Origin of the sequence: Longimonas halophila (assembly GCF_002554705.1) — a bacterium.
In the GTDB taxonomy this organism is placed as follows: Bacteria; Bacteroidota; Rhodothermia; order Rhodothermales; family Salinibacteraceae; genus Longimonas; species Longimonas halophila.
The window spans coordinates 498218-520890 of sequence record NZ_PDEP01000001.1; the positions used below are offsets into that span (position 1 = coordinate 498218).

A 22673-nucleotide genomic window follows, 5' to 3' on the forward strand; every position below is an offset into this window, starting at 1 on the left:
CAGCTTCCAATCTGTCGCATCCCTCTGAACCCACTTGTACTCGCTACATGGCGAACTCCGATCCTGCACTTGGTTTTGGCGTAAGTCCGCGCCTTCTGAAGGCGACCGAGGCGCTGCTTTTTGCTGCCGATGATCCCATCGGGGCGGAACGCATTGCTGAAATCGTGACGGAGGTGACGGGCGAAACGAAGGTGGATGCCGAACGCGTGGAAACCGTCATTGAGGCGCTACAAGAGGCGTACACGGTCAACGAGCGCGCCTTTGAGATTGTGGCGTGGGCGGGCGGATACCGCATGGTGACCCGCGAAGAGGTGGCCCCCTTCGTAAAAGCAATGGTGCAGGACGAGCAGCGGCAGTCGCTCTCGCGCTCGTTGCTGGAAACGATAGCCGTGGTCGCTTACAAGCAGCCCGTAACACGTCCCGAGGTCGATTTTGTGCGCGGCGTGAACTCCGATTATGCGCTGCGTAAGTTGATGGAGCTGGAGCTGGTGGACGTGAAAGGCCGCAGCGAATCGCTGGGGCGTCCGCTCTTGTACGGCACTACCCCCGAGTTTCTGGAGCAGTTCGGGCTCAACACGCTCGACGATCTACCTACCATCCGGGAGGTGGAAGAGCTGCTCGACGATCCGAACTTCGATGACGAGCGGGCGCAGCTCCTGCAGCTTAAGACCGAAGAAGCCGCCGATGCCCTTGGCGATGCGATGCCTGACAGTTTACAGAACATTGCCGAGGCGAAAGCGAATGATGCAGACGCGTCGTCCTCTGAAGCTGCATCGGACTCTGCATCGGAGAATAACGCCCCTGCATCCTCCCAATAACCATTTATTCGCAAAACGCTTATGAGCACGCCAACGGTGCCCGAAGACGGCATGCGCATCAACAAGTACCTGAGCCGTGCGGGGGTGTGTTCGCGGCGCAAGGCCGATACGCTGGTGGAGGCCCGGCGCGTTGCCATCAACGGCGAGGTCGTTACGGCCCACGGCACGCAGGTGCATCCGGGCGATACGGTGGCGGTGGATGGCGAGACGGTGGGGCTGCAAGAAAAAGAGTACCTGGTGCTCAACAAGCCCGCCGGATGCATCACCACGGTACGCGATGACCGTGGACGCAGAACGGTCATGGACGTAATTGGGCGCGGCTATGCAAATCCGACGGGGCTGGCTCCGGTAGGCCGCCTGGATCGCGACACGACGGGCGTGCTTCTTCTGACCAACGATGGCGATTTGGCCCATCGATTGATGCACCCGAGTTACGAGATCGACAAAATCTACTTTGTGCAGACGAAGCAGCCGGTTAAGCCGCACCAACTCGACCAGTTGCGGCGTGGTGTAGACATTGGCGATGATCGCCCCGCTCGGGCCGCCGATGCTGCGTATGTACAGCCGCCCCAAAAAGACTGGGTTGCCCTGAAGCTGCACGAAGGGCGCAACCGGCAGATCCGCCGCATGTGCGATGCGCTCGGCCACCGCGTACGCACCCTCGACCGCGTGCAATTTGGAGGGATTACCCTGCACGGGCTGGAACGCGGCGCCGTGCGATCACTTACCGAACAAGAAATAGCTGACCTCCGGAACCGTGTATCCCCCTGACCCCGCCATGATGACTTCTGATGCGACGACGGCTTCCTCGCTCAACAACGCGCTCCAGCGTAAGATACGTGCCGAAGGGCTCACCTATGACGATGTGCTGCTGGTGCCGCGCCGGTCGAGCGTGATGCCGCGCACGGTATCGACCGCCTCGCGTGTAACGAGAGACATTTCATTGAACGTCCCCATTCTGTCTTCGGCCATGGACACGGTCACCGAAGCCGATATGGCCATTGCTCTGGCGCGCGAAGGCGGGGTGGGCGTGCTCCACAAAAATATGTCGATTGAGGATCAGGCAGCCGAGGTGCGCCGCGTAAAGCGTTCTGAGAGCGGCATGATTCTGGACCCGATCACGATTTCGCCGCACGACACGGTCGGCGACGCGCGCAGCATGATGGCGCACTACTCTATTGGCGGGATTCCTGTGATCGACGACGAGCGCAAACTCGTGGGGATCGTTACGAACCGCGACGTGCGGTTTGAGCTCGAAAACGACAAGCCCATCCACGAGATGATGACCTCGGAGGGGCTCGTTACTGCATCGGTGGGCACCACGCTCGATGAGGCGGTGCAGATTCTGCAGACGCACAAGATTGAGAAGCTGCCCGTCATTGACGACGACGGCTACCTGAAGGGGCTTATTACGTTCAAAGACATCCGTAAGCGCCGTAAGCATCCCGATGCCTGTAAGGATGAGCATGGCCGTCTGCGCGTGGGAGCGGCTGTGGGCGTAACCCCCGATGTCCTCGATCGCGTGTCGGCACTCGTTGAGGTGGGGGTGGACTTCATCACGATCGACACGGCGCACGGGCATTCCGAAGGCGTGCTCGAAACCGTGGCTGAGGTGAGCGATCACTTCGGCGATCAGGTGCAAATTATGGCCGGAAATGTAGCCACGGCCCAGGGCACCCGCGACCTGATTGAAGCCGGAGCGCACGCCGTTAAGGTGGGTATTGGGCCCGGATCCATCTGCACCACGCGTGTGGTGGCGGGTGTGGGCGTTCCGCAGCTTACCGCTGTGCTCGAATGCGCCGAGGCGGCTTCGGAGTACGATGTGCCGGTTGTTGCCGACGGCGGCATCAAGCAGACTGGCGACATCGCCAAAGCGCTTGCTGCGGGGGCAGGGACGGTCATGATCGGGAGTCTATTCGCCAGCGTCGAAGAGAGTCCGGGCGAAACCATTATCTACGAAGGGCGCAAGTACAAAAGCTATCGTGGCATGGGCTCGGTTGGGGCGATGCAGGCCGGAAGCAAAGACCGCTACTTTCAGGATGCAGAGGACAATCTCAAGAAGCTCGTGCCTGAAGGCATCGAAGGACGCGTGCCGTACAGCGGAACGCTCGCCGAAGTAATCCACCAGATGGTAGGCGGACTCCGCGCCGCGATGGGCTATTGTGGATGCGCCACCGTTCCCGATCTCTACGAACATGCCCAGTTCACACGCATCACCGCTGCGGGTATGCGCGAAAGTCACCCGCACGACGTAGAGATCACGCAAGAGTCCCCGAACTACTACTCGGGCCGCCACAAGTCTGCGTAACCGAACTGTTGCTCCATCGCGACTGCATTCTGCTGTATCAATTATCTGCGCCTCCTCTATGCCGACAACCACCGTCGACGCCACGCACGACCTGCTTCGCGGCATTGCTCGCGATCATCACACCGATGCGCTGGTCCTCACGGCGCTGCCTGACATCCGCTGGGCCTGCGGCTTTACGGGCTCGAACGGACTGCTCATTGCGCATCCTGACCGGCTCCTCTTTCTCTCGGACGGCCGCTATACTGAGCAGGCTGAGCGCGAAGTGCAAAACGCGGAGGTCCACACGCCGGGATACAACCTGTGGGAGTACGTCGAAGAAGAGGGGCTGCTCGACGATGTGGATTCGATTCTCGTGCAGTCCGATGTCGTAACGGTAAAAACGCTGCACGGATGGCGTGAGCGCTTCCCTCACATTACGTGGGAAGAGGGCAGCGGGCTGCTTACCACGTATCGCGGATCGAAGTCGGAGGCCGAGGTTGAAAAGCTGCGTGCCGCTCAGAAAATTACCGACACGGTATTTGCCGAACTCTGCGACTGGATTGAGCCCGGCGTGACCGAGCGCGAGGTGGGAGCCGAAATCGTGTACCGTCACCTGCGCCACGGTGCTGATACCATGTCTTTTGACCCGATCGTAGCTTCCGGGCCGAACGGAGCGCTTCCGCACGCACGCCCCTCAGACCGTACCCTGCGCGAAGGCGAGCTCATCGTCATTGACATGGGCTGCTTCCTGAATGGCTATGCCTCAGACATGACGCGCACCATTGCGCTGGGCGAGCCCTCAGGCGAGGCGCGGCGCGTCTACAACATCGTACTGGAAGCACAAGAAGCCGCGCTTCATTCCGCTCGTAGCGGCATCACGGGCACCGATATTGATGCTGTAGCCCGTGGGCTCATCGAGGAGGCAGGCTACGACGACTACTTTGGGCATGGGCTGGGCCACGGCGTAGGACTCGAAATCCACGAATGGCCGCGCCTTTCGTATCACGTAACGCACGACCTACCCGATGGCGCTGCGGTTACCGTGGAGCCGGGCATCTATCTGCCCGAAAAGTTTGGCGTGCGCATTGAGGATCTCATCATCTTGCACCCCGACGGCCACCAGAACCTGACACAGAGCCCGAAGACGCTGCAGGTTATCACGTAGCAGGTAGGGGGATGCGAAGGCCCGGGGCCCGATGAAGAAGAAACGCATCTTCAACAGATGGCGTATCCACTGTGCATCTATTGCCAACCAACCGCGCTGTCTTATGCCTGATCTGACGCTGAAAGACATCCCTGAATCTGTCTACAAACGGCTCAAAGCGCGCGCCGAGGACAACCATCGCCCGCTCGAACAGGAGGCCACGCAGATTTTAGAGGCGGCCCTCATGTCCCGCAGTGCCGAAGATGCCATAGCCCGCGCCGAAGCACTCAACCGGCGGCTGGGGCGTACCTTTCCAGACATCGTCAACGAAGCCAAGCGAAAGGGCCGCGCATGATCGTAGTCGATAACGACGTCTTAAGCTACTTCTGGATTGCGATCAGCGACCGGTCGGAGTCGGCTCGGCGTGTTCGAGCACGCGACGAAAACTGGATTGCCCCACGCATCTGGCGCTCCGAGTTTCGAAACGTGTTGCGAAGCTACATCCTGGGAGATTACATGACGCTCGCTGAGGCCCAGTCCATTGCGCACGAAGCGGAGGCCGACCTTTCCCGATCTACGTTTGGCGTAGATACAGATCTGGTGCTCCAGCTGGCCGCAGCGTCGGGCCACTCGGCATACGACTGCGAATATGTTGCGCTTGCCCAAACCCGTGACCTCCCTCTTGTAACTGGCGACAAACAACTGGCCGCCCGCTTCCCCGATACCGCGCACCTCCTCGAATCCTTTGCTGCGCAGTAACTGCGCGTTGTTTCTCATCTTGCACTGCTGGTATGGCCCGACGATTTTTCGCTGCATGGACCTATCTGCTTCTCTTCAGCATCGTGTGGAGCGTAGGGAGTGAAGACGCCACAGCGCAGGCACAGCCCTCCACAGACGCTGCCGCCGAGACGACCGAACTGATTGTCCGGCTGGAGGACAACGCTCCGTCTTCGCTCCGACAGGCGCTTGAGACGCCCGATGCAGAGCGCCCGGCTGCCGTTGCGCCGCTCTTTGCCAATGTAGAAGCCACCCGCCCTGCATTTCCTGAACGACGCGCCATGCAACTCAACGGCGCTGACCGCTGGCCCGTCTATCTTATTTCTGTAGCTAATGCCAGCGCCCTTGCGTCCGTACAGCAAACCTGGGCCGATCAGCCGGGGGTGCGCTACGTGGAGCCCAACGATTTCTTCGAGCTGGACATACTCCGCGAACACGCATCGCTGCCGGATGACCTGCCCATATCGCTCGACCCTGACACAATCGATTCGCAACTCGACCATCTCGACGTGATCCGTGCGCGCGAGGCTCACACCATCACCCGGGGCGATCCGTCGGTTACGATGGGGGTTATCGACTCGGGCATCTTTTACACGCATCCCGACCTCGAAAACCAGATGTGGGTGAATCGCCCCGAGGATGTGGCGAACGCTGGTACCTTCGTGCCCGCCAACCGCCAGGGCACCGACGAAGACGGCAACGGCTGGGTGGATGATGTGATTGGCTACAGCTTCGTGGATCGCCCGGAGTTTCCCGAACCGGGGCGGTACGGTCCCCGCGACCCCGATCCGCGTCCCGACTCGCTCCGCGACCCAAGTCGCCATGGCACCACCGTGGCGGGTGTGCTGGGCGCGCAGGAAGACAATAACTCCGGCATGAAGGGCGTTGCGCCCGAAGCCCGCATCGCTGCGCTCCGCGCCTTTGGCGGCGACGGACGAGGCCGCACCCGCGATATTGCAGCGGCAATCATCTATGGCGCGGACATGGGTATGGATGTGCTCAACATGTCATTCGGACGCGATCGCGCATCCCCGCTGCTGCACGAAGCCATCCAGTACGCCAACGAGCAGGGCACCGTCACGGTCGCCTCTGCTGGAAACACCGCCGGAGACGCCCCACACTATCCATCCGATTATCCGGAAGTCATTTCGAGCATCTGGCTGGCTGAAGATGGCGAGGGGCTGCCCTCGTTCAGTACCAGCTCGTACGGCATTGGCGCGGACATTGGCGCGCCGGGCACCGACGTGTTCACGACCGATTACCCGCGCACCACACCCGAAAACGAGATTACACCAGCCGACCTGTACGTCAATTCCAGCGGGTCCTCGTTCTCGGCTCCGCAGGTCACCGGTGCCGTTGCGCTGCTCCGCTCGCTCGATCCGGACCTAAGCCCTGCCGATATCCGCTCCATCCTTACCAGCACCACCGCTGACATTGGCCTGCCCGGATGGGATAACCGCACCGCCGCCGGGCGCCTCGATGTCTACGAAGCGCTGAAGCGTGCTCTTCCCGGAGATACACAAATCATAAGCCCCGAACATGATAGCGGTTGGGATGCAAACCAGATTGCTGTTATTGGAAGTTCTGTACATCCAAAACACGCATCCTACGAGGTCAGCTACACACGAGGCACTTCTGGCATCGACGATTCTACCTGGACGACCATCCAGGAGCCCATCTCCAAGCGTGTACTCGATGATACGCTGGCCACGTGGTCCGTCGCGAATCTGGAGGAGGGAAGCTACACGCTGCGCCTTGTTACGAACCTCACTGACGGACGCACCGTCGAAGACCGGCGGCGCGTACGCATCCAGCGTACCCCGCCCACGCTCACCGTTCACGCGCTGGAGCCCGGGCTCGTGGGTAGCGCCTTCGGCATCATTGCCGATGTGGAGTCGAACCAACGCACTCGAATCACGCTCGACGTGACCCGCGAAGGCAGCTCTGATACCGTGCAGAGCGAGCTTCAGCGGCGACGGCACGGCGTCTCGTGGACTGATACACAGGGCACGGGCGGAACGGCCACCATCCGCCTCACCGCCACTAACGATGCCGGTCTCGAAACCGCGTTCGACACTACACTCACCATCCCCGAACGACGGTTTCAGTCGCAGCTCCTGGAGCGCAACGCCACCTCGGTCCCGCGCGGCCACCTGCTCCCTGAACTCGTTGATTTTGATGGGGACACACTACCTGAACTCCTTCTAAATCCGCTTACGAGTCAGGGCGGGATTAGCGATTCGCTCTACCTGTACGAGTGGACCGGCGAGGACTTCGTGCGGGGCGATTCGCTCCGGGCCAACGTCATTCCGCGCGATGTGGCCGATACCAATGCATCCGGCACGCCCGAACTGCTCACGCAGGTCGCGTCGGCCACGCTGCTTCTGGAGCAGGGCCCCGGCGAGTGGCTGCCCAAAACCGAGGCCTTCATCGATACCACAGGCAGTGGCAATCCTCCTTTTATTGGAAGCCGACTGGTGGATCTCCAGGAGCGCGGTTCATCGCAGATCGTTGGGCGTACGCGCTCGGTGTGGAAAGGCCTTCGCTACGAGGGCTCGTCGTACATTCCAGCATTCGAAGTCGGGCCCCGCGATGTCTTCCTGACACCAGACACGCTCGATCTGCAGAGCCTCATCGGACCCGCCCGCGCCGCCTCGGGCGACTATACCGGCAACGGACGCGCCAATCTGCTGGTGGGCGACCAGTACGGGCATCTCATCTTGTACGAAACTCCGCCGGGCCAAGACAAGCCACTCCCCATCTGGTCGCACGCTTCGAACCGGTTTGGTGCGGGGCAGCGCTTCGGCACAGGCGATGTAACCGGCGACGGCGTCGATAACTTCATCACGTTCACCCAGCACTATCCGCTCACGCTGCCCAACGGCACGCGCATGCCGCCGCGGAGCACCTATACCGTGTGGGAGCGCGACGGCCCCGACGACTTTACGCCGGCCTATCGGCTGCCCATTGCGGGCGATCCGGGAGGCACGGGCTCCATCACTACCGCGAACCTGACCGGCGACGATCGCGACGAAGTTATCATTGCGCACACCCCGTACCTCATCGTGTTGCGCAACCACGCGAGCCGTGGATGGGAGGTCGCTTATCTCGACGACCGCGCGGGAGGCGAGTCGGTCGTCAGCCCCGCCATGGTCGCGGGCGACGTCTCTGGCAACGGGCGTCCCGACGTGTTTGTCTCCACGCGGCAAGATCACCTCGTCCGCTACACCGTGCAAGACAACGCCCTCGCCGTGCCGCCGCCGCAGTGGCGCGAAGCCACCGCGCTCGATGCAGATGAAATACGGCTCCGCTGGGAGGCGCCGGGTGCAGACTCTGTCGGGGTGTTTCAGCGCCTCGACGGCGATGCGTTTACCTTGCGTACTGCCCAGCAAGACTCCAGCCTTTCAATTTCGACAAGCGAACCCGCCGCGTACGCTCTGCGCGCGTGGAGCGATGGCACCGCCTCGCCTTTAAGTTCGCCCCGCCGCGTTATGCCGCATGCCCCCGCCACCGTGACCGACGTCTCGTATCCCGCCTCTAACCAGGTGCGCCTTCAGTTTGACACGCAGATCAGCGAGGCCACACGCGCGGAGCAGTTCACGTACCAAGGCGCCACGGCCCGCCGGGTGATAGGCACTGCCAACTACGAAGCACTTGTCGTAACGATTCCGCCCGACGTACCACGCACGGGCACCCTAACATGGAGTAATGTCCGCGATGCCCTTGACCTGCCCGTGGGGCAGACCGAACAGGATATCACGCTTCCCGAACGGTCGGATGCCCCGTTTTTCCTTACAGAATGGGACCGAAGCGCACGGCAGCAAGTGACCTTGCACTTTAACAATCCAGTAGATGCCGAGCGGGCCACCAACATAGACGGATACCGTGTCACCCCGCCCGGCGAAGTAACTGACGCTCGTGTTGCTCCGAACGACCCCATGCAGGTGAAGCTCGATATCAGCGGCGTAGCTATTGGCGCAACGGGGTCCATCATTACGCTTCAAATGGATGATCTCATCAGTGCCGACGGACGCGCACTGGCTCCCGAAAGCCGCGCCGTACAGCTTACCGGCCCCGCCGATGACCTTGACGATGTGTACGTCTACCCCAACCCGATGCGTGCTGCAGACCACGACCCGCATGTTACCATCGCAGGGTTGCCCACCGAGGCCACTCTCCGCATCATAAGCGTAGACGGGCGCCGCGTGCGTACATTACACACCGACCGCGCTCCCGAGGGCGGACTGGAATGGGATCTGCAGGATGAGTCGGGGCAGCGCGTGCCCACCGGCGTGTACTACATCCGCGTCGAATCGCCCGGCGAATCACCCGTCATGAAAAAAGCAGCTGTCATCTGGTAGATGAGCCAATCTCTCGCTTCCACGCACGACCGGATGCTGCTTGCTGGCGTGCTCGGAGGCGCAGCTGTGCTCCCATGGCTGGCGGCGGCTCCAGCCCGCTGGCCGTTCCTGGTAGCAGGAAGTCTACTCGTAGCCGCGGGGCTGGTGTGGTGTGCCCGGCGCAACTGCGTTTCCATGTCCCTCGTACTGGGCGGGGCGGTCGTACTTCGGCTTGCGTATCTGCCGCTGGAGCCCGTGCTGAGCGACGATATCTACCGCTACCTGTGGGATGCTCGTGTCTTCCTCGATGCCGGACTCAACCCGTACGCGCATCCCCCAGACGCCGATGTTCTCCGTCCGTGGCGCGACGAATGGCTGTATCCGGCGCTCAACTCAGCGTCCTACCATAGCGTCTACCCGCCGCTTTCGCAGCTTACCTTTGCCCTTGCCTATGTGCTGGGCGGCGGCGCTACCTGGACGAGCTACTACGTGCTCAAGGGGCTACTCGTGGCTGCAGAGCTGGGCGGACTCTGGGCGCTGCGTCGCCACGTAGAGGCGCGGCATCTGATGCTCTACGCCTGGCACCCCCTTGCGCTGCTCGAAATCGCAGGCCAGGGCCACACCGAAGCCCTCGCGGTCGGCGGCATTGCGGTAGCTGTAGCCGCCATCCAGCAGCAGCGCTGGCACGTGGCCGCGGTGGGCCTTGCCGGGGCCGGACTCGCCAAGCTCTATCCGTGGATCGGCGCTGCATGGCTCATCCGGCGAGCGGGACTGCGCGTCATAGTCACCGGAACGGCTGTCATCATTGCGTTCGGCGCATGGTTCTGGTATCCCGCATTGCTTGCCGACATTGGGCAGTCGCTGCGGCTGTACGTCCAGCTTTTCGAGTTCAACGCAGGACCGTACCTCGCGGCCAAAGAACTTTTGCGTGCGCTAACCGGAGCCGACTGGAGCAAAACGTTGGGTCCGCTCTTCGGCACAGCCACTGTGCTGGGCCTGCTTGCTGTTATCTGGTGGGATGTGAAGCAGCATCTGTCGTTTCGGGTATTTGTTCTCAGCACGGTGGGGATCTATCTGGCGCTGGCTACAACCGTGCATCCGTGGTATCTCGTTGTCATTGGGGTGGTCGCCGTGCTGCATCCTGCAAGCCGATGGGCCTGGATGTGGATGGCCAGCTTTAGCATCGGTACATACCTATTTTATATCGACGGGCCGTACTGGGTGTGGGTCATCCTCGGTTGGGGCGGGGCTGCGGTGCTTCTGCTTCTTGGACTGATGCGTCATGCCACGCTCACAGGCTGGCGCGCTCAGCAGAAAGCCCGCGTGTTCGACGCCCCGCTCCGTGCACTCCCCACGCATGCGAATGACGACCCGCCCACTGTGCTCGACATTGGGTGTGGCGAGGGGGCCATGGGCGAGCACATCGCCCATACGTACGAATGGGACGTCACCCTCACCGACCTCAACGCGGGCGTGCCTCGCAGCGCAGCCCTTCCGTTCCGACCGTGCACCCCCACCACGCTTCCCTTCGATGACAACACCTTCGACGCGGCGCTCCTCGTGTTCGTGCTCCACCATGCCGACGACCCCGAAGCCGTCATGCAAGAGGCACTGCGCGTGAGTCGGCATCGCGTGTTCGTGCTGGAGTCGGTCGCGTATCATCCCGTGCAGCGCCGCCTGCTGGGCTGGACCGACGCTGCCGTGAATGCGATCCGCTCGGGGGGAGGCATGGCGTCTCCGCATCCCGAAGCCTACCGCCCAACGGCTGAATGGGCCACATGGATGCAGGAGCAGGGCGCTCGCGTTGTGGAAATGCGCACCGTAGACGGCTGGCTTCATCCGTGGGCCGTGCTGGTGGTGGAGCCAACCCAGCGGGCAAGTGCATCTTCGTCCACTGCGTCTGGGTGACGCCATACGTAGTCGTCGTAGCGCCGGAACCATGTGAGTTGGCGCTTGGCATAGCGGCGCGTGTTGCGCTTCATAAGGCGCACCATCTCGTCGTAGTCGTACGCGCCCTGTAGATGCTGAATCGGCTCGCGGTAGCCAATGGTGCTGAGCGGCGGCTCGTCGAGGGCGGCGGGGCCGTTCATCACCGCGCGGACTTCGTCCAGCAGTCCAGTATCAAGCATCTTGTCCACACGCTGGTTGATGCGGTCGTAGAGGCGCTGCCGGTCGCGGTTGAGCACGACTGTTTTGTACGTAAACGGTGGCTCGGGCTGGTTTTCGTAGAAGGAGGTAAGCGTGTGCCCGGTGCCGTGATAAACCTCAAGTGCCCGCATCACGCGGTGTGTTTTGGTGGGATCGGCCTTGGCGGCTTGCTTGGGATCGACGGCTTCGAGTTCGTCGTAGAGTGCCTGTTTTCCCTCGCGCTCCAGGCGTGATTCGAGCTTTTCGCGCACGGTATCGTCTACATCCGGAATGTCGGCCAGCCCTTCTTGCAGCGCGTGAATGTAGAGCGTGGAGCCGCCCACAACAATCGGCACCCGGCCCCGCGCCCGAATCTGGCGGATGCGGGTATTGGCGTCGTCAGCAAAAGCGCCTGCGGAGTAGGGGCCGTCGGCCAGCGACCGCTCGTTGATGAAGTGATGCGGTACGGCCTCTTGCTCTTCAGGGGCAGGCGTGGCCGTGCCAATGTTCAACTCCTCGTAGACCTGACGGCTGTCGACCGAAATGATCTCTGCGTTCCATTGCTGCGCCAGCGACAGACTTAGCGCCGTTTTGCCTACCGCCGTGGGCCCCACAATGCACAGAAACGGGCCAGGGCGAGTGTCGGGGGCGTTGGGGGGCATGACGCGTGACGGATTGATGCACAGACAGAAGCATCAGGCAGACACGCGCGGTTCGCTCGGTTGTTCGTCGGTGGGCACACCGTCTGTAGGAACGTGGAGTTCAGGGCGCGGCCCCACAGGCACCGAGTCGCCGGTAGGGGGAAGGCCGCCATCGTCGGAGCCGCCAAACCCGTCGTCGGGGTCAATGCCTTCGGGATACTGGTGGTGGATGTAGAGCATGACGACGAGCCCGGCCACGCACGAGAGGATAAATAGTACTTCGATAAAGACCATAGCGCAACAGGATGCGAGAGCGTGTTAGCGTTCACCGTTGCATCATATTCATGACGGGGCGATGCGTTTCACGACGACGGACTATTTGAAGCTATGACATCGGTGTGCGCTGGCTTGAGACGGCCTCATTGGAGAACAAGGCTGGCGCGCTATCCAAAAAGAGCAAGATCCCCTTCACGACCATCAGGTTGGTGACGAGGAAGAAGGTGGCCTCTTCGATGGGCAACCCAAAGGGCTCGATGCCTACGGTGAACTGCGGTGAGATCGTCCAAATGCCGTTGTGGATGGCGATGGCATCGGCAATCCACAGGTAGACGGTGGGGATGCCGACGGTTACGAGCATGGTGCGCCGGTATTGCCAGAGTTGCGGGCCGTCGTAGAACCAGAGGAATGCGAGAATAGGCCCGGCCCACCCGATGATGAGGCCCATGTACAAAAACGCGTCGATGCCTGATGCAATCATCCACCAGCCCAGCACCGACACTGCAAGCCAGAATCCGCCGCCAATCCAGCGGGGGGCTTCAGTGCGCTTGTTGGTTTCGCTGCTGCGCGACAGGTAGTGGTAGAGGAAGAGTCCGGTCAGAATGGGTTGCAGAATGAAGAAGGCGTACTCCTCAACCGGCACGTACCCAATGGTGGCCAGCACGCGGCTTTCGCCATACCACCAGATTTCGTTGGCTACGAGATAGTTGTCCCATGGCGTGGTGTATGTGAACGCGATGAGGCATAGCAATGGCAGGGCCCAAGCCCCGCGCTTCCCTCCGACCCCGGCCAGTGGGCGCGGAAGCGTGGTTGCCAGTAGCACAATAGGCGGAATCGTAAAGATAAGGTGGAAGGCCAGGTATGAAAGCGTCATAGCAGGGGGAGAGAAGAACAGCAGTTATATGCGGTGACGGTCAAGATCGCGCAGGAGCACGCGGGCGGCATTGCGTCCCGAGGCGCCCATAATGCCGCCGCCCGGATGCGTGCTGGCCCCGGTAAGGTACAGTCCGTCGAGCGGGGCTTTATATTGTGACCAGCCCATCGCCGGGCGGTTGCCGAACATCTGATCGATGCTCATTTCGACGTGCATCACGTTACCGCGAAACAGGCGCAGGTGCTTTTCAAGCCAGGCCGGATGCTGAAAAAGCTGCCCCACAATGTGTTCGCGGATACCGGGTGCATACGTCTCGAATGTATCAATGAGATTGTTAGCTACATCGTCGGCAATGTCGTCCCACGACTGCCCGTTGGCGAGTTCGTACGGGAAGTACTGTCCCCAGAGCCAGAGCACCTCGTGGCCCTCGGGGGCCAGTGTGGGGTCAGCAGCGCTGAACGTCATGGCTACCAGGGGCGGATCGGAGGAGGGCTGCCCGCCCAGGTATTCGCCATAGGCGCGGTGTAGTTGCTCGGGCGAGCGGCACAGCAGTTGCAGTCCGGTGCGTGCTTTTACGCCCGGATCGGCGGTGTACGACACGGGCTCGTCGAGCGCCAGGCGGAGCATTGCGCCGAAGCCGTTTCCCACGCGCACCTGCTTGGCAAAGTCGCGGGGCCGGTGCTCTTCAGGAAGGAGCCGCGTGGCCGTCTCTAAGATATGAGTGCCGGAGAGCACCGCGCGCGCTGTAGCCTCGCCTTTGGTACTGCGGATGCCCATGGCGCTGCCGTTTTCCACCAGAATATCGCTGACCTCTGCATCCGTAAACACCGACCCGCCATGATGCTCGATGTGCTGACGCAATGCCTGCGTGAGCATGCCCGAGCCGCCCCGCGGACGCGCTACACCGCCTTCGTGGTACAGCGGGTGCCACAGCACGAACGGCCCAGTCATCGGCTCGGTGGGCGGCGGACCCGACTGCGCGGCCATCCATGAGAGCATGGCTCGCATTTCGGGCCGGTCGAAGTACTCACCAACCACGTGCCCGTACGGACGCATGATGGTGCGAAGCTCGTCTTGCCACTCCAGCTTCGACGATTCGCCAAGCACCAGGCTCTTGCCCAGTTGGAACGGACTCGGCGAACGCAAAAACATGTCGCGCATGGTGCGCGCAAAGCCCGACCAGTCATCGATGAACCGGCGGTAGTTGTCGCCCTCACCCGGAAACGTCTCGTTCAGGTGGTGCACCGTCTTATCGACGTCGCGGTGGATGTAGACCGGCGTGTCGTCGAAGGGAGCAAAGAAGAGCGGATCCAAATCGATGTAGTCCAGCCCAAAGCGCTCCAGTTCCAGCTCCTCTACGATGGGCGTCAGGCGGATGAGAATGTGCGCGCTCCCCCCCAAATCAAACTGATAACCGGGTATAATTTCCTTGGTTGATACCGCGCCGCCTACAATATCGCGCCGCTCGAACACGCCAACGGTGTATCCGGCCTGCGCCAGGTACGCGCTGCACACGAGCGAATTGTGCCCGGCTCCAATAACAATAACGTCAAAATCCACGACACACCTCCTCATTATACAGTCAAACCATCGAAGCGCAAGAGCATAGGCCCTCGGTATTCAGAATATGCAGATTGGCGCGGTGGAATAGAAGCCCAAGATGTTCGTATTCTGACAAAGCAGCGAAACCGAAGCCGATAGCTCTGCGTGCCTATGCATCCAACTGTCAAGGAGTGGTGAACGACACCATCTCCCCATTTTCCTTTACTTGCTCAGCAGACTGACGCCATGAACTGGATCTCGCAGGTACTTGGCTTCTTTGTCGCGTTAGGCCCGGTGCTGATTATGGTTGCACTGTGGCATCTCATCTGGAGCGATAACTCAGGCTCTGGTGGAGGAGGCGGAGGCACGCCCCGCCGCGATCCCCCGCCGCCCGGTCCGTCGCATGGATACGACCGCGTGCCCGTTGAGCAGGACGTAGCGCGCGATTCGATCGCTGAACAGACCTCGGAGCAGCAGTGGCGGTTGAACTGATCTGCCTCCAACACCCTCTGCTATCTCGCTCCTATCTTTTCCCATTCGCCGCGTATGGCCACCTGGATCGACATCTCGCAATCGCTCCATGCCGATGTAGCCGCATGGCCGGGCGATGTCCCGTTCTCACGTAGCACAACGCTGTCAATCCGTGACGGCGACTCCGTGAACTGCTCGGCCCTGCAGATGAGCGCGCACCTGGGCACGCACGCCGATGCGCCGTATCACGTGGACGATGCAGGCGCAACCACCAGCGGATGGAACCTCGATACATTCTTGGGACCAGCCGAGGTCGTGGCTATCCCCCCTGATGCCGCGATCATCCGGCCCGAGCATCTCAACGAAACGACCGCCCCGCGTCTGCTCTTCAAAACAGTGAGCAGCCAACACCCGGCCACGCGCTGGAGCGACGCGTTTACGGCTGTATCGGTGGAAGCGGTTTCCTGGATGCAACGTCATGATGTATGCCTCATGGGGACCGATGCGCCCTCCGTGGATCCTTCCGATAGTACCGAGTTAGCAGCCCATCATGCACTGAATTCGGCCAATATCGTGAACCTTGAAAACCTGCGGCTTGGAGCGGTTGAGCCCGGACGCTACACCCTTGTGGCGCTTCCACTTCGCGTACCCGGAGCCGACGCCGCCCCCGTACGAGCCGTCTTACATCCCAACCCAACCATGCTTCCTTTGTAAAACCTGTGCCATCGGCTTGCGCGCAAGTCGGCTGGCTGATTATCTTTGCATCACTATTTTCGGAACGGCCAACCTCACCCTGACGCGTTGGCGCTCCCGTACTCGCTGATTCTACTGAACTTTTCTGGATGCGGCTATGGATACCTTTGATCGTGCAACCCTGCGTGCGCTCGCTGAACACGATGGCGATGTGTGCATCAGCCTCTTTATGGAAACGATGCGCAACGAATCCGACTGGTCGCAGAATACCATTCGGTATAAGAACCTGCTCAACGAAGCGCGCGACACCATGCGCGAGCAGGGCCACCGCGATGACGAGATCGACGCTATCTTAGAACCTGCACGCGCCCTTGCCGATGATACCACATTCTGGCGCCAAGTGACTGAGGGCGTTGCGCTTTTCCTGACCCCCGATTCCATCCAGTCGTATCGCCTGCCGTTGCAGTTCAACGAGATGGTAACGGTGAGCACACACTTTCACCTGAAGCCGCTCTTCCCGCTCATTGCCTCCAACAACCGCTTCTTCGTGTTGACGCTGAGCCAGAACGACGTTAAACTGATGCAGGGCACGCACCAGTCCATCGGGGCCGTAGATGCCCGTGCGGTGCCCAGTAGCTTGCAAGATGCATCGCCCGGCGTCGAAGACGATGCCGAACGTGAACTACAGAACCGGACAGCCAACCGCACGCCCAATGGCCGCACCGATCAGATGTACCACGGCCATCCGCACGACTCCGACGACAATAGCCGTACCGTAAAGCCTGAACTCCAGCAGTTCTTTCGTTCGATTGACGAGGGGGTTATGGAGCACCTCGCTGACGAGGAGGCTCCACTGGTGGTCGCTGGCGTTTCGGAGTACCTGCCCATGTACCGCGAGGCGAACAGCTACGCGCACCTGGTGGAAGACGATGTCGTGGCCGGGAATCCGGAAGACCTGCATCCTAACGAGCTGCACGAAAAAGCGTGGTCCATCGTCGCTCCGATTTTCGAGCGTACGCAGCAGGAAGCCCTTGATGCGTTCGACCAGCACTACCATCAGAACGGTAACCTGGCCTCGGGCGATTTCCACGAGATCGTACCGGCCTGCGCGTACGGTCGTGTCGACACGCTCTTCGTACCTGTTGGCGAACACCGCTGGGGCCAGTTCGACCCGACCTCTAACACGGTTGAACTGCACGGTGATCAAGAACCAGGTGACTACGACCTGCTAAACTACGCGGCGGTACATGCCCACCTGAATGGAGCCACCGTCTATGCGCTCCGCCCTGAAAACATGCCAAACGGCCAGTTCATTGCTGCCACCTTTCGCTATCCCGCAGACGTTACGGCAACGGAGGAAGGCTAACTGATTTCCCGGCCTTGTATCCCAATTTTAGTTTCAACCGCGAACGCGGCTGCTTCAATCACAGAGGCAGTCGCGTTTTCTATTTGGTGGATGCAAATGACCTGATGGCTGAATATCGGTCATGCCTCCACGGATTCAAATCGCCACTCCGTGACGAAAGCGAAGATTGGCAGCTTAAGTTTTCCGTTGAGCCCAAACTTGTTCTCGGAGCCCAGTCAAATAGTCCTTGACTTTCCAATCCCCGATAATTAGCATTATCAGGGATTGAGATTTATAAGTCTAAGTACCGAATTCCTTCATACGAACCCCACAAAATCATGGAGCCGTCCAACGCCGAGCCAGATGGAGCCGAACCGTCCTCATCTGCCGGTCCCAAGCCGCCGTCAGAGCCGCCCGAGACGCCCCCTACTACGGACACGGGGCAACAAATCGCGCCTACGAGCACCGGGGCCGACAACGAAACCGATGATTTAGTGCCCGTTATCCCCGATTCTGGCGACTCAGCAGGGATTTCGCCGGGTGATGCCCCGCTCGTACACACCTCCATTAAGGAATCAACAGACCTGCTTTCGATGTATTTGACGCGCTATGAGCGCCCCGAGACCCAGCGCGCCTACAAAAACGACATCGTACAGTTTTTTGGGACCGACGAAGTCGTGCTCCCGCTAGCACGCAAAGCTACGTTCATGCATGTGAATCGGCACATCCGCAATCTCGAAGAGGACGATCGTGCGGCCTCCACCATTCAGCGTCGCGTATCGGCGATCCGCGGATTCTTTGATTGGCTGGTAGCCCTGGAGTTGATTCCGCGCAATCCGGCTGATGCTGCACTCATCCGCAAGACGCGCCGTGCGAATGCCTCTGACCGCTCCATCACGTTTTTGTCGCGTGCCCAGTCGAAGCGGCTGCTCCGCGCCACCCAGGAAGCTGGGGAAGCATCTCACAGAGATCATGCACTATTGTTAGTGTTACTTCACTGCGTATTGCGTCGCTCTGAAGCAGCTGCCATGGACGTTGAGCATATTCGTCCGCTGGGCCACTACTGGGTGCTCGATCTTCCAGATACGAAAGGAGGCACCGATCAATATGTAAAAATACCAGCTCATGTTGTAGATGTAATTGACGACATGAAATCACACTACGGAATTGAAGAGGGGCCGCTCTGGCGTTCGTTTAGCAATCGGAATCGAGGCGACCGGATTACTGGAGATGCGATCTATCGCATCGTGCGGCGCACCGCTGAGCGCGCCGATCTGCCGGATATAGGAGCCCACGCTCTGCGCCACACCGGATGCACGCTTGCTTTGGAGTCGGGTGCAACCATTGAGCAGGTGAAAACGCACGCACGCCACAAGGACATTGATACGACGATGGCCTACATCCACCAGCGCGACAAACTGCGTGACAGCGCCGCAGACCGCATTAATCTGTAGAAGACGCAGCCTGAGCCTCTTCAGTCGAACTGGACGAGCAGGTCAAACTGATTGGCCGTGTAGATGAGTGTGTTATTGTGAAGCATGCGCATCCGAGTTGCCCACCACGAATCAAGATCCGGCTGCGGTATCGTCGCTACCTGCTCGGCTTCGTCGTGCATAAATGCAAGAATAGATTGCAGTGCATATGCCTCATCTTGGTAGTATGTCTTTTTTGAGGGCGAGATCACCCAGTCGCTTCCTCTCATGCTAATACGTGCGTTTCGCGCATTTGCCCAGTGGGAAATTTCATGTGCTGGATAGCTTCCCTTTTCTATATCCGTTTTTTGCCGAACTGAATTGTGGTAGATTAAGGTTACTTTATCTTCTGTACTTGCTGTGCGTGTACTGGGATACGGGGCCAGTTTCGTTCCCATAGCAAACGTGAGGGGCGCGTAGAGAATCCCGGCCTCGGAGAGTAGCGCCTCAATGGTTGCAAGCGCGTCGTGCAGTGGCATCAGATCGAGGACCGAGCGGGCCACAATGGCATCGTACGCAGCGCCATTCTCTGTCGCAACGTCGAGGAGCGGAGTCGGCTGTACCGTGACGGTATGCGGGCCTGCCATATACGACTCGGCCACCGCTTGCGTGACCGTTCGGTTTTCAGACTGCGGCTCCAGTGCTATGTAATGAACTGGGGCATCGTGGGTAGCCATATCGTCCAGGATACGCTGCATCTGGTCACCACGTCCGGCCCCGATTTCTAGCACGCGGAGTGGGGCATTCGTTTCGTCCGCGCGCGCCACGAGGGCGTCCAGGAACTGCTGGTAGAGCGCGTCGGACTGGGCGCGTGCACTGACAGACTGTAGCGCCTTCAGGTAGCGCGGGTAGTTGAATGTGTGAGCGGTGCGGGGGAAGTTAGACATGCGGCTACACTTCGTCGGTGAGTGGAGTCGTATATTGCGCCGCGGCCTCATCGTCTTCCCAGATGCGCACATGCATGCGGTGGCAGCGCTGTCGCGTCTCTTTATCCAGCGATCCACGGATATGCTCCGCCGCGATGCGGGCAAAATGCTCCACGCTCGGGTTGAGTCCCTTGAACGCAGGCAGATCATTTAACGTCTGGTCGGATACGTGGTCTTTCAATGAGGCAAGTGCAGACTTTACGTCTGTAATATCGCATACGTACCCCCACTTATTTAGCGAGTTCGATTCCAGCACCACCTCGACGGTAAAGTGGTGCGAGTGCCATTCGTTTTCAGGACCGCAATTCGGAACGGTGAGGTAGTGCTGAGCAATAAGATCGTCTTTTACAGTAAGTGTATACATTGCAATAATTGATTGATTACGGAGTCATGACAAGAATCGTTGGTGCAGGCAAGGCCCCCGAACGCAGGGTTGCATAGACAGCCGGTGCTTCGCGGAAATCAACAAATTGCGTGTGGGGCTGGGCCGGCGAAAGATCGGCAGATAGCGTCATCGCTGTGCGGAGCTGGCGGTCTTTACTCCAGCGCGTTTTGCGCTCGGCGGGAAGCGTTGAAACCGGTGTGGCCGCTACCGTGAGCCGCTTCCGATGAAATGCTGCTCCCAGATCCAGTTCAACGGACTTCGTGCCGTACCACGATCCCATCACGACGCGCGTTTCCTGCCCCGCAACGTCGAGCGCGCGCTGGAGCATAGCGGGCTGGCCGCTGCACTCGATTACGACATCAGGGCCGTCACTCCAGGACGCCGGTAGCGCGGTGCGTGACAACGCATCCGGTGGATAGGGGTGCGCATTGGGGAGTAGCGCGGCCATGCGCTCAAGCACATGAGGCTGATCAACCACCGCAAGATCGAGCGCCGGGATGGTGCGCAAGAGACGCGCCACCAGCATGCCAACCGTCCCTGCACCGATGAGCACGACTCGCGATCCGGGACCGACCTGCGCATCCCACACGATATTCAGTGCGGTTTCTACGTTCGGGATGAATGTAGCATCCGGTGTAGAAAGAGCGTCTGGAAGCGTATAAACGGCGGCTTCAGACACGACATGATGCGTGGCGTGTGGCAGAAACCCGAACACGCGGGTGCCCACCGGCAGGGTAGCATCCGGCCCCGTGCTGGTTACGCTACCCACAGTGCAATAGCCGTAGGGGCGGGGATACGAAAAGTCGGCGCTGTCGGCAGTGGTATCTTGCAAACTCGGGTCGACCTGCCCATTGAGCACGAGGCGCTCGGTTCCCGCACTGATCAGGGTACACTGCGTCTGGATGCCAACCTCATTTCCTGTAGGAGCAGGTATCGGCTGGGCAGTGAGTTGGGTGGTGCCATCGCCATTGAATAGCAGAAGCAAGCGACTACGCATTGGGCCAGGTGGGGTCTGCAAACAGCACAATGTCTTCGCCGGCCCACTGGTACATCACATTGGTGAACTGCATGGTACGCAGCGCGGGGGCTTCGGGGTTGTCCGCCGTAGCGCAGCCGTCCAGCGGGTTCAGCCCCGCCAGGTACATAGGCGCAAGCGTAACCACGAGTTTCTGCACCTGCTGCTGCATAATCATGTGGCGGATGACACATGCCCCGCCCTCAACCATAATCGAGTTGATGCCCTGTGCATACGCATCGCGGCGCACAGCCGGAATAGAGACGCCGCCCGGCCCCTCGGGAACCTGCCGCACGGTAGCCCCTGCGGCTTCAAGCACTTCAATCTGCTCCTGATTTGTCGAAGATGTATAGATAAGCGGCGACGTATTTTTATTATCAAATATAGACGCATCGGGTGGGCACCGAAGTGTGGTATCCAGCACAATAGGACGCGGATTGGTGCCGCTTACGTGCCGAACCGTTAGACGTGGATCATCAGAAATGAGGGTCCCAATTCCAACAAGAATACCGTCGTGAATAGAGCGCAGCTCATGGGTAAGCTCCATGGAAGAGGCATCGCTGATGCGGGTGGGCGAGCACGACGCATCGGCGATGGAGCCGTCGAGGCTTTGCGCGTAGCTGAGCGTGACGAACGCCTGCGATTGGGTATCAGCGTAGTGCTGGGCACGCTGCGCCAGGCTCTGGAGGTCGGCACTGTGCGGATTCGCATAGCCGTCGCCGCCGGTTGGGGCCGTGTCGATGCGCAGCATGTGGCGCATCCGCTCGACTTTGGTTTCGAGATATGAGGAATTGTGCCGGTTCAGATGAGGCTCAATAGGTACGCGCTCAGAGACGGTAACGCCATACTCGCGCAGGCTTTCGATCTTGGCTGGATTGTTCGTGATGAGGCGCGCCGACTGAATCCCAAGATCCTGAATCATGAGCGCCCCCACGGTATAGTCACGCTCGTCGGGCTCATGGCCGAGCATGAGGTTGGCCTCGACCGTATCGTAGCCTTCGTCCTGCAGGTTGTAGGCCTTAAGTTTGTCGTGCAGCCCAATGCCGCGGCCCTCCTGGCGGAGATAGAGAATGACACCCTGCCCCGCCTCGGCGATCATGCGCATGGAGGTGTTGAGTTGCTCGCCGCAGTCGCAACGTAGCGACCCGAGCACATCGCCCGTAAAGCACTCCGAGTGGATGCGCACAAGCACATCCTCGGCATCTTCCACCTCGCCATAGACCACAGCCAGATGATCTTCGTCATCGATATCGTTTTCGTACAGCATCAGCGAAAACGTGCCGTCCACAGTAGGAATGCGGGCGGTCGTTAAGCGCTTGACCGAGGCAGTGTTCATACAGCAGAAAAATCGTCGTGGAAGATGCAATGTGAGGACGTACCGGATAGGCTACGTCTGAACCAAAGCCTAACGGTAGGACTATGACTACACTACGGCATAGCAACCCGCCTGTGCCCCGGTATGTTACGTATCCACACGAACCGGGGCCAACTATGTTGTAACACACTGGGCCTGTTACTGCCGCTCTTGCTTTTTTCATTA

Annotated in this window: 20 protein-coding genes; 12 read left to right on the forward strand and 8 right to left on the reverse strand. The window is 60.2% G+C overall.

Annotated elements, in window-relative coordinates; translation table 11 throughout:
• Window positions 1–47: 47 nt before the first annotated feature.
• The 8 genes from scpB (at window position 48) to CRI93_RS02020 (ending at window position 11274) form a co-directional block, all read left to right on the forward strand.
• A complete protein-coding gene (gene scpB, locus CRI93_RS01985) occupies window positions 48–818 on the forward strand; it encodes an SMC-Scp complex subunit ScpB (RefSeq protein ID WP_098060922.1) in 771 nt (256 codons plus the stop codon).
• Window positions 819–839: 21 nt separating this feature from the next.
• Window positions 840–1589, forward strand: coding sequence for a pseudouridine synthase (locus CRI93_RS01990; RefSeq protein ID WP_098060923.1), 750 nt, complete (start codon window positions 840–842; stop codon window positions 1587–1589).
• Window positions 1590–1599: 10 nt separating this feature from the next.
• On the forward strand, window positions 1600–3126 hold the full coding sequence (gene guaB, locus CRI93_RS01995; protein ID WP_098061054.1) for an IMP dehydrogenase: 1527 nt from the start codon (window positions 1600–1602) through the stop codon (window positions 3124–3126).
• Between the two features lie 58 nt (window positions 3127–3184).
• Window positions 3185–4270, forward strand: coding sequence for a M24 family metallopeptidase (locus CRI93_RS02000; RefSeq protein WP_098060924.1), 1086 nt, complete (start codon window positions 3185–3187; stop codon window positions 4268–4270).
• Window positions 4271–4373: 103 nt separating this feature from the next.
• A complete protein-coding gene (locus CRI93_RS02005; RefSeq protein WP_098060925.1) occupies window positions 4374–4604 on the forward strand; it encodes a FitA-like ribbon-helix-helix domain-containing protein in 231 nt (76 codons plus the stop codon).
• On the forward strand, window positions 4601–5008 hold the full coding sequence (locus CRI93_RS02010) for a type II toxin-antitoxin system VapC family toxin (RefSeq protein WP_098060926.1): 408 nt from the start codon (window positions 4601–4603) through the stop codon (window positions 5006–5008). Before CRI93_RS02005 ends, CRI93_RS02010 begins: the two co-directional genes overlap by 4 nt.
• A gap of 32 nt (window positions 5009–5040) precedes the next feature.
• Entirely contained in the window at window positions 5041–9387 is a 4347-nt protein-coding gene (locus CRI93_RS02015) for a S8 family serine peptidase (protein ID WP_098060927.1), read from the forward strand.
• Window positions 9388–11274: a class I SAM-dependent methyltransferase gene (locus CRI93_RS02020; protein WP_098060928.1), complete on the forward strand. Its 1887-nt coding sequence runs from the start codon at window positions 9388–9390 to the stop codon at window positions 11272–11274.
• Here the strand turns inward: CRI93_RS02020 and miaA are convergent.
• From miaA to CRI93_RS02040, 4 genes are all read right to left on the reverse strand, one after another.
• Complete coding sequence (gene miaA, locus CRI93_RS02025; RefSeq protein WP_098060929.1) at window positions 11202–12155, reverse strand: tRNA (adenosine(37)-N6)-dimethylallyltransferase MiaA; 954 nt, start codon at window positions 12153–12155, stop codon at window positions 11202–11204. The two genes, CRI93_RS02020 and miaA, sit on opposite strands and share 73 nt — an antisense overlap.
• Before the next feature lie 33 nt (window positions 12156–12188).
• Window positions 12189–12428 carry a hypothetical protein gene (locus CRI93_RS02030; RefSeq protein WP_098060930.1) on the reverse strand — a complete coding sequence of 80 codons (240 nt, stop codon included), beginning with the start codon at window positions 12426–12428 and terminating at the stop codon, window positions 12189–12191.
• Between the two features lie 91 nt (window positions 12429–12519).
• Window positions 12520–13284 carry a lycopene cyclase domain-containing protein gene (locus tag CRI93_RS02035; protein ID WP_098060931.1) on the reverse strand — a complete coding sequence of 255 codons (765 nt, stop codon included), beginning with the start codon at window positions 13282–13284 and terminating at the stop codon, window positions 12520–12522.
• Window positions 13285–13308: 24 nt separating this feature from the next.
• Complete coding sequence (locus tag CRI93_RS02040) at window positions 13309–14859, reverse strand: phytoene desaturase family protein (protein ID WP_098060932.1); 1551 nt, start codon at window positions 14857–14859, stop codon at window positions 13309–13311.
• A 213-nt stretch (window positions 14860–15072) separates the two neighbouring features.
• Here CRI93_RS02040 and CRI93_RS02045 point away from each other — a divergent pair, with 213 nt between their 5' ends.
• The 4 genes from CRI93_RS02045 (at window position 15073) to CRI93_RS02060 (ending at window position 18789) form a co-directional block, all read left to right on the forward strand.
• A complete protein-coding gene (locus tag CRI93_RS02045; RefSeq protein ID WP_098060933.1) occupies window positions 15073–15318 on the forward strand; it encodes a hypothetical protein in 246 nt (81 codons plus the stop codon).
• Between the two features lie 54 nt (window positions 15319–15372).
• On the forward strand, window positions 15373–16011 hold the full coding sequence (locus tag CRI93_RS02050) for a cyclase family protein (RefSeq protein WP_098060934.1): 639 nt from the start codon (window positions 15373–15375) through the stop codon (window positions 16009–16011).
• Between the two features lie 136 nt (window positions 16012–16147).
• Window positions 16148–17356 carry a baeRF3 domain-containing protein gene (locus CRI93_RS02055; protein WP_098060935.1) on the forward strand — a complete coding sequence of 403 codons (1209 nt, stop codon included), beginning with the start codon at window positions 16148–16150 and terminating at the stop codon, window positions 17354–17356.
• Between the two features lie 317 nt (window positions 17357–17673).
• Window positions 17674–18789, forward strand: a complete 1116-nt coding sequence (locus CRI93_RS02060) for a tyrosine-type recombinase/integrase (protein WP_098060936.1) — start codon at window positions 17674–17676, stop codon at window positions 18787–18789.
• Between the two features lie 20 nt (window positions 18790–18809).
• Here CRI93_RS02060 and CRI93_RS02065 read toward each other — a convergent pair whose 3' ends face one another.
• The 4 genes from CRI93_RS02065 to ribA are packed head-to-tail and all read right to left on the reverse strand — an operon-like array spanning window position 18810 to window position 22469.
• Entirely contained in the window at window positions 18810–19694 is an 885-nt protein-coding gene (locus CRI93_RS02065) for an SAM-dependent methyltransferase (RefSeq protein WP_098060937.1), read from the reverse strand.
• A 4-nt stretch (window positions 19695–19698) separates the two neighbouring features.
• Window positions 19699–20097 carry a 6-pyruvoyl trahydropterin synthase family protein gene (locus tag CRI93_RS02070; protein ID WP_098060938.1) on the reverse strand — a complete coding sequence of 133 codons (399 nt, stop codon included), beginning with the start codon at window positions 20095–20097 and terminating at the stop codon, window positions 19699–19701.
• Window positions 20098–20113: 16 nt separating this feature from the next.
• Window positions 20114–21115 (reverse strand): zinc-dependent alcohol dehydrogenase, encoded by a 1002-nt coding sequence (locus CRI93_RS02075; protein WP_098060939.1) that lies wholly within the window; start codon window positions 21113–21115, stop codon window positions 20114–20116.
• Window positions 21108–22469 (reverse strand): GTP cyclohydrolase II, encoded by a 1362-nt coding sequence (gene ribA / locus CRI93_RS02080; RefSeq protein ID WP_098060940.1) that lies wholly within the window; start codon window positions 22467–22469, stop codon window positions 21108–21110. The genes CRI93_RS02075 and ribA overlap by 8 nt, the downstream gene beginning before the upstream one ends.
• Window positions 22470–22673: the final 204 nt, after the last annotated feature.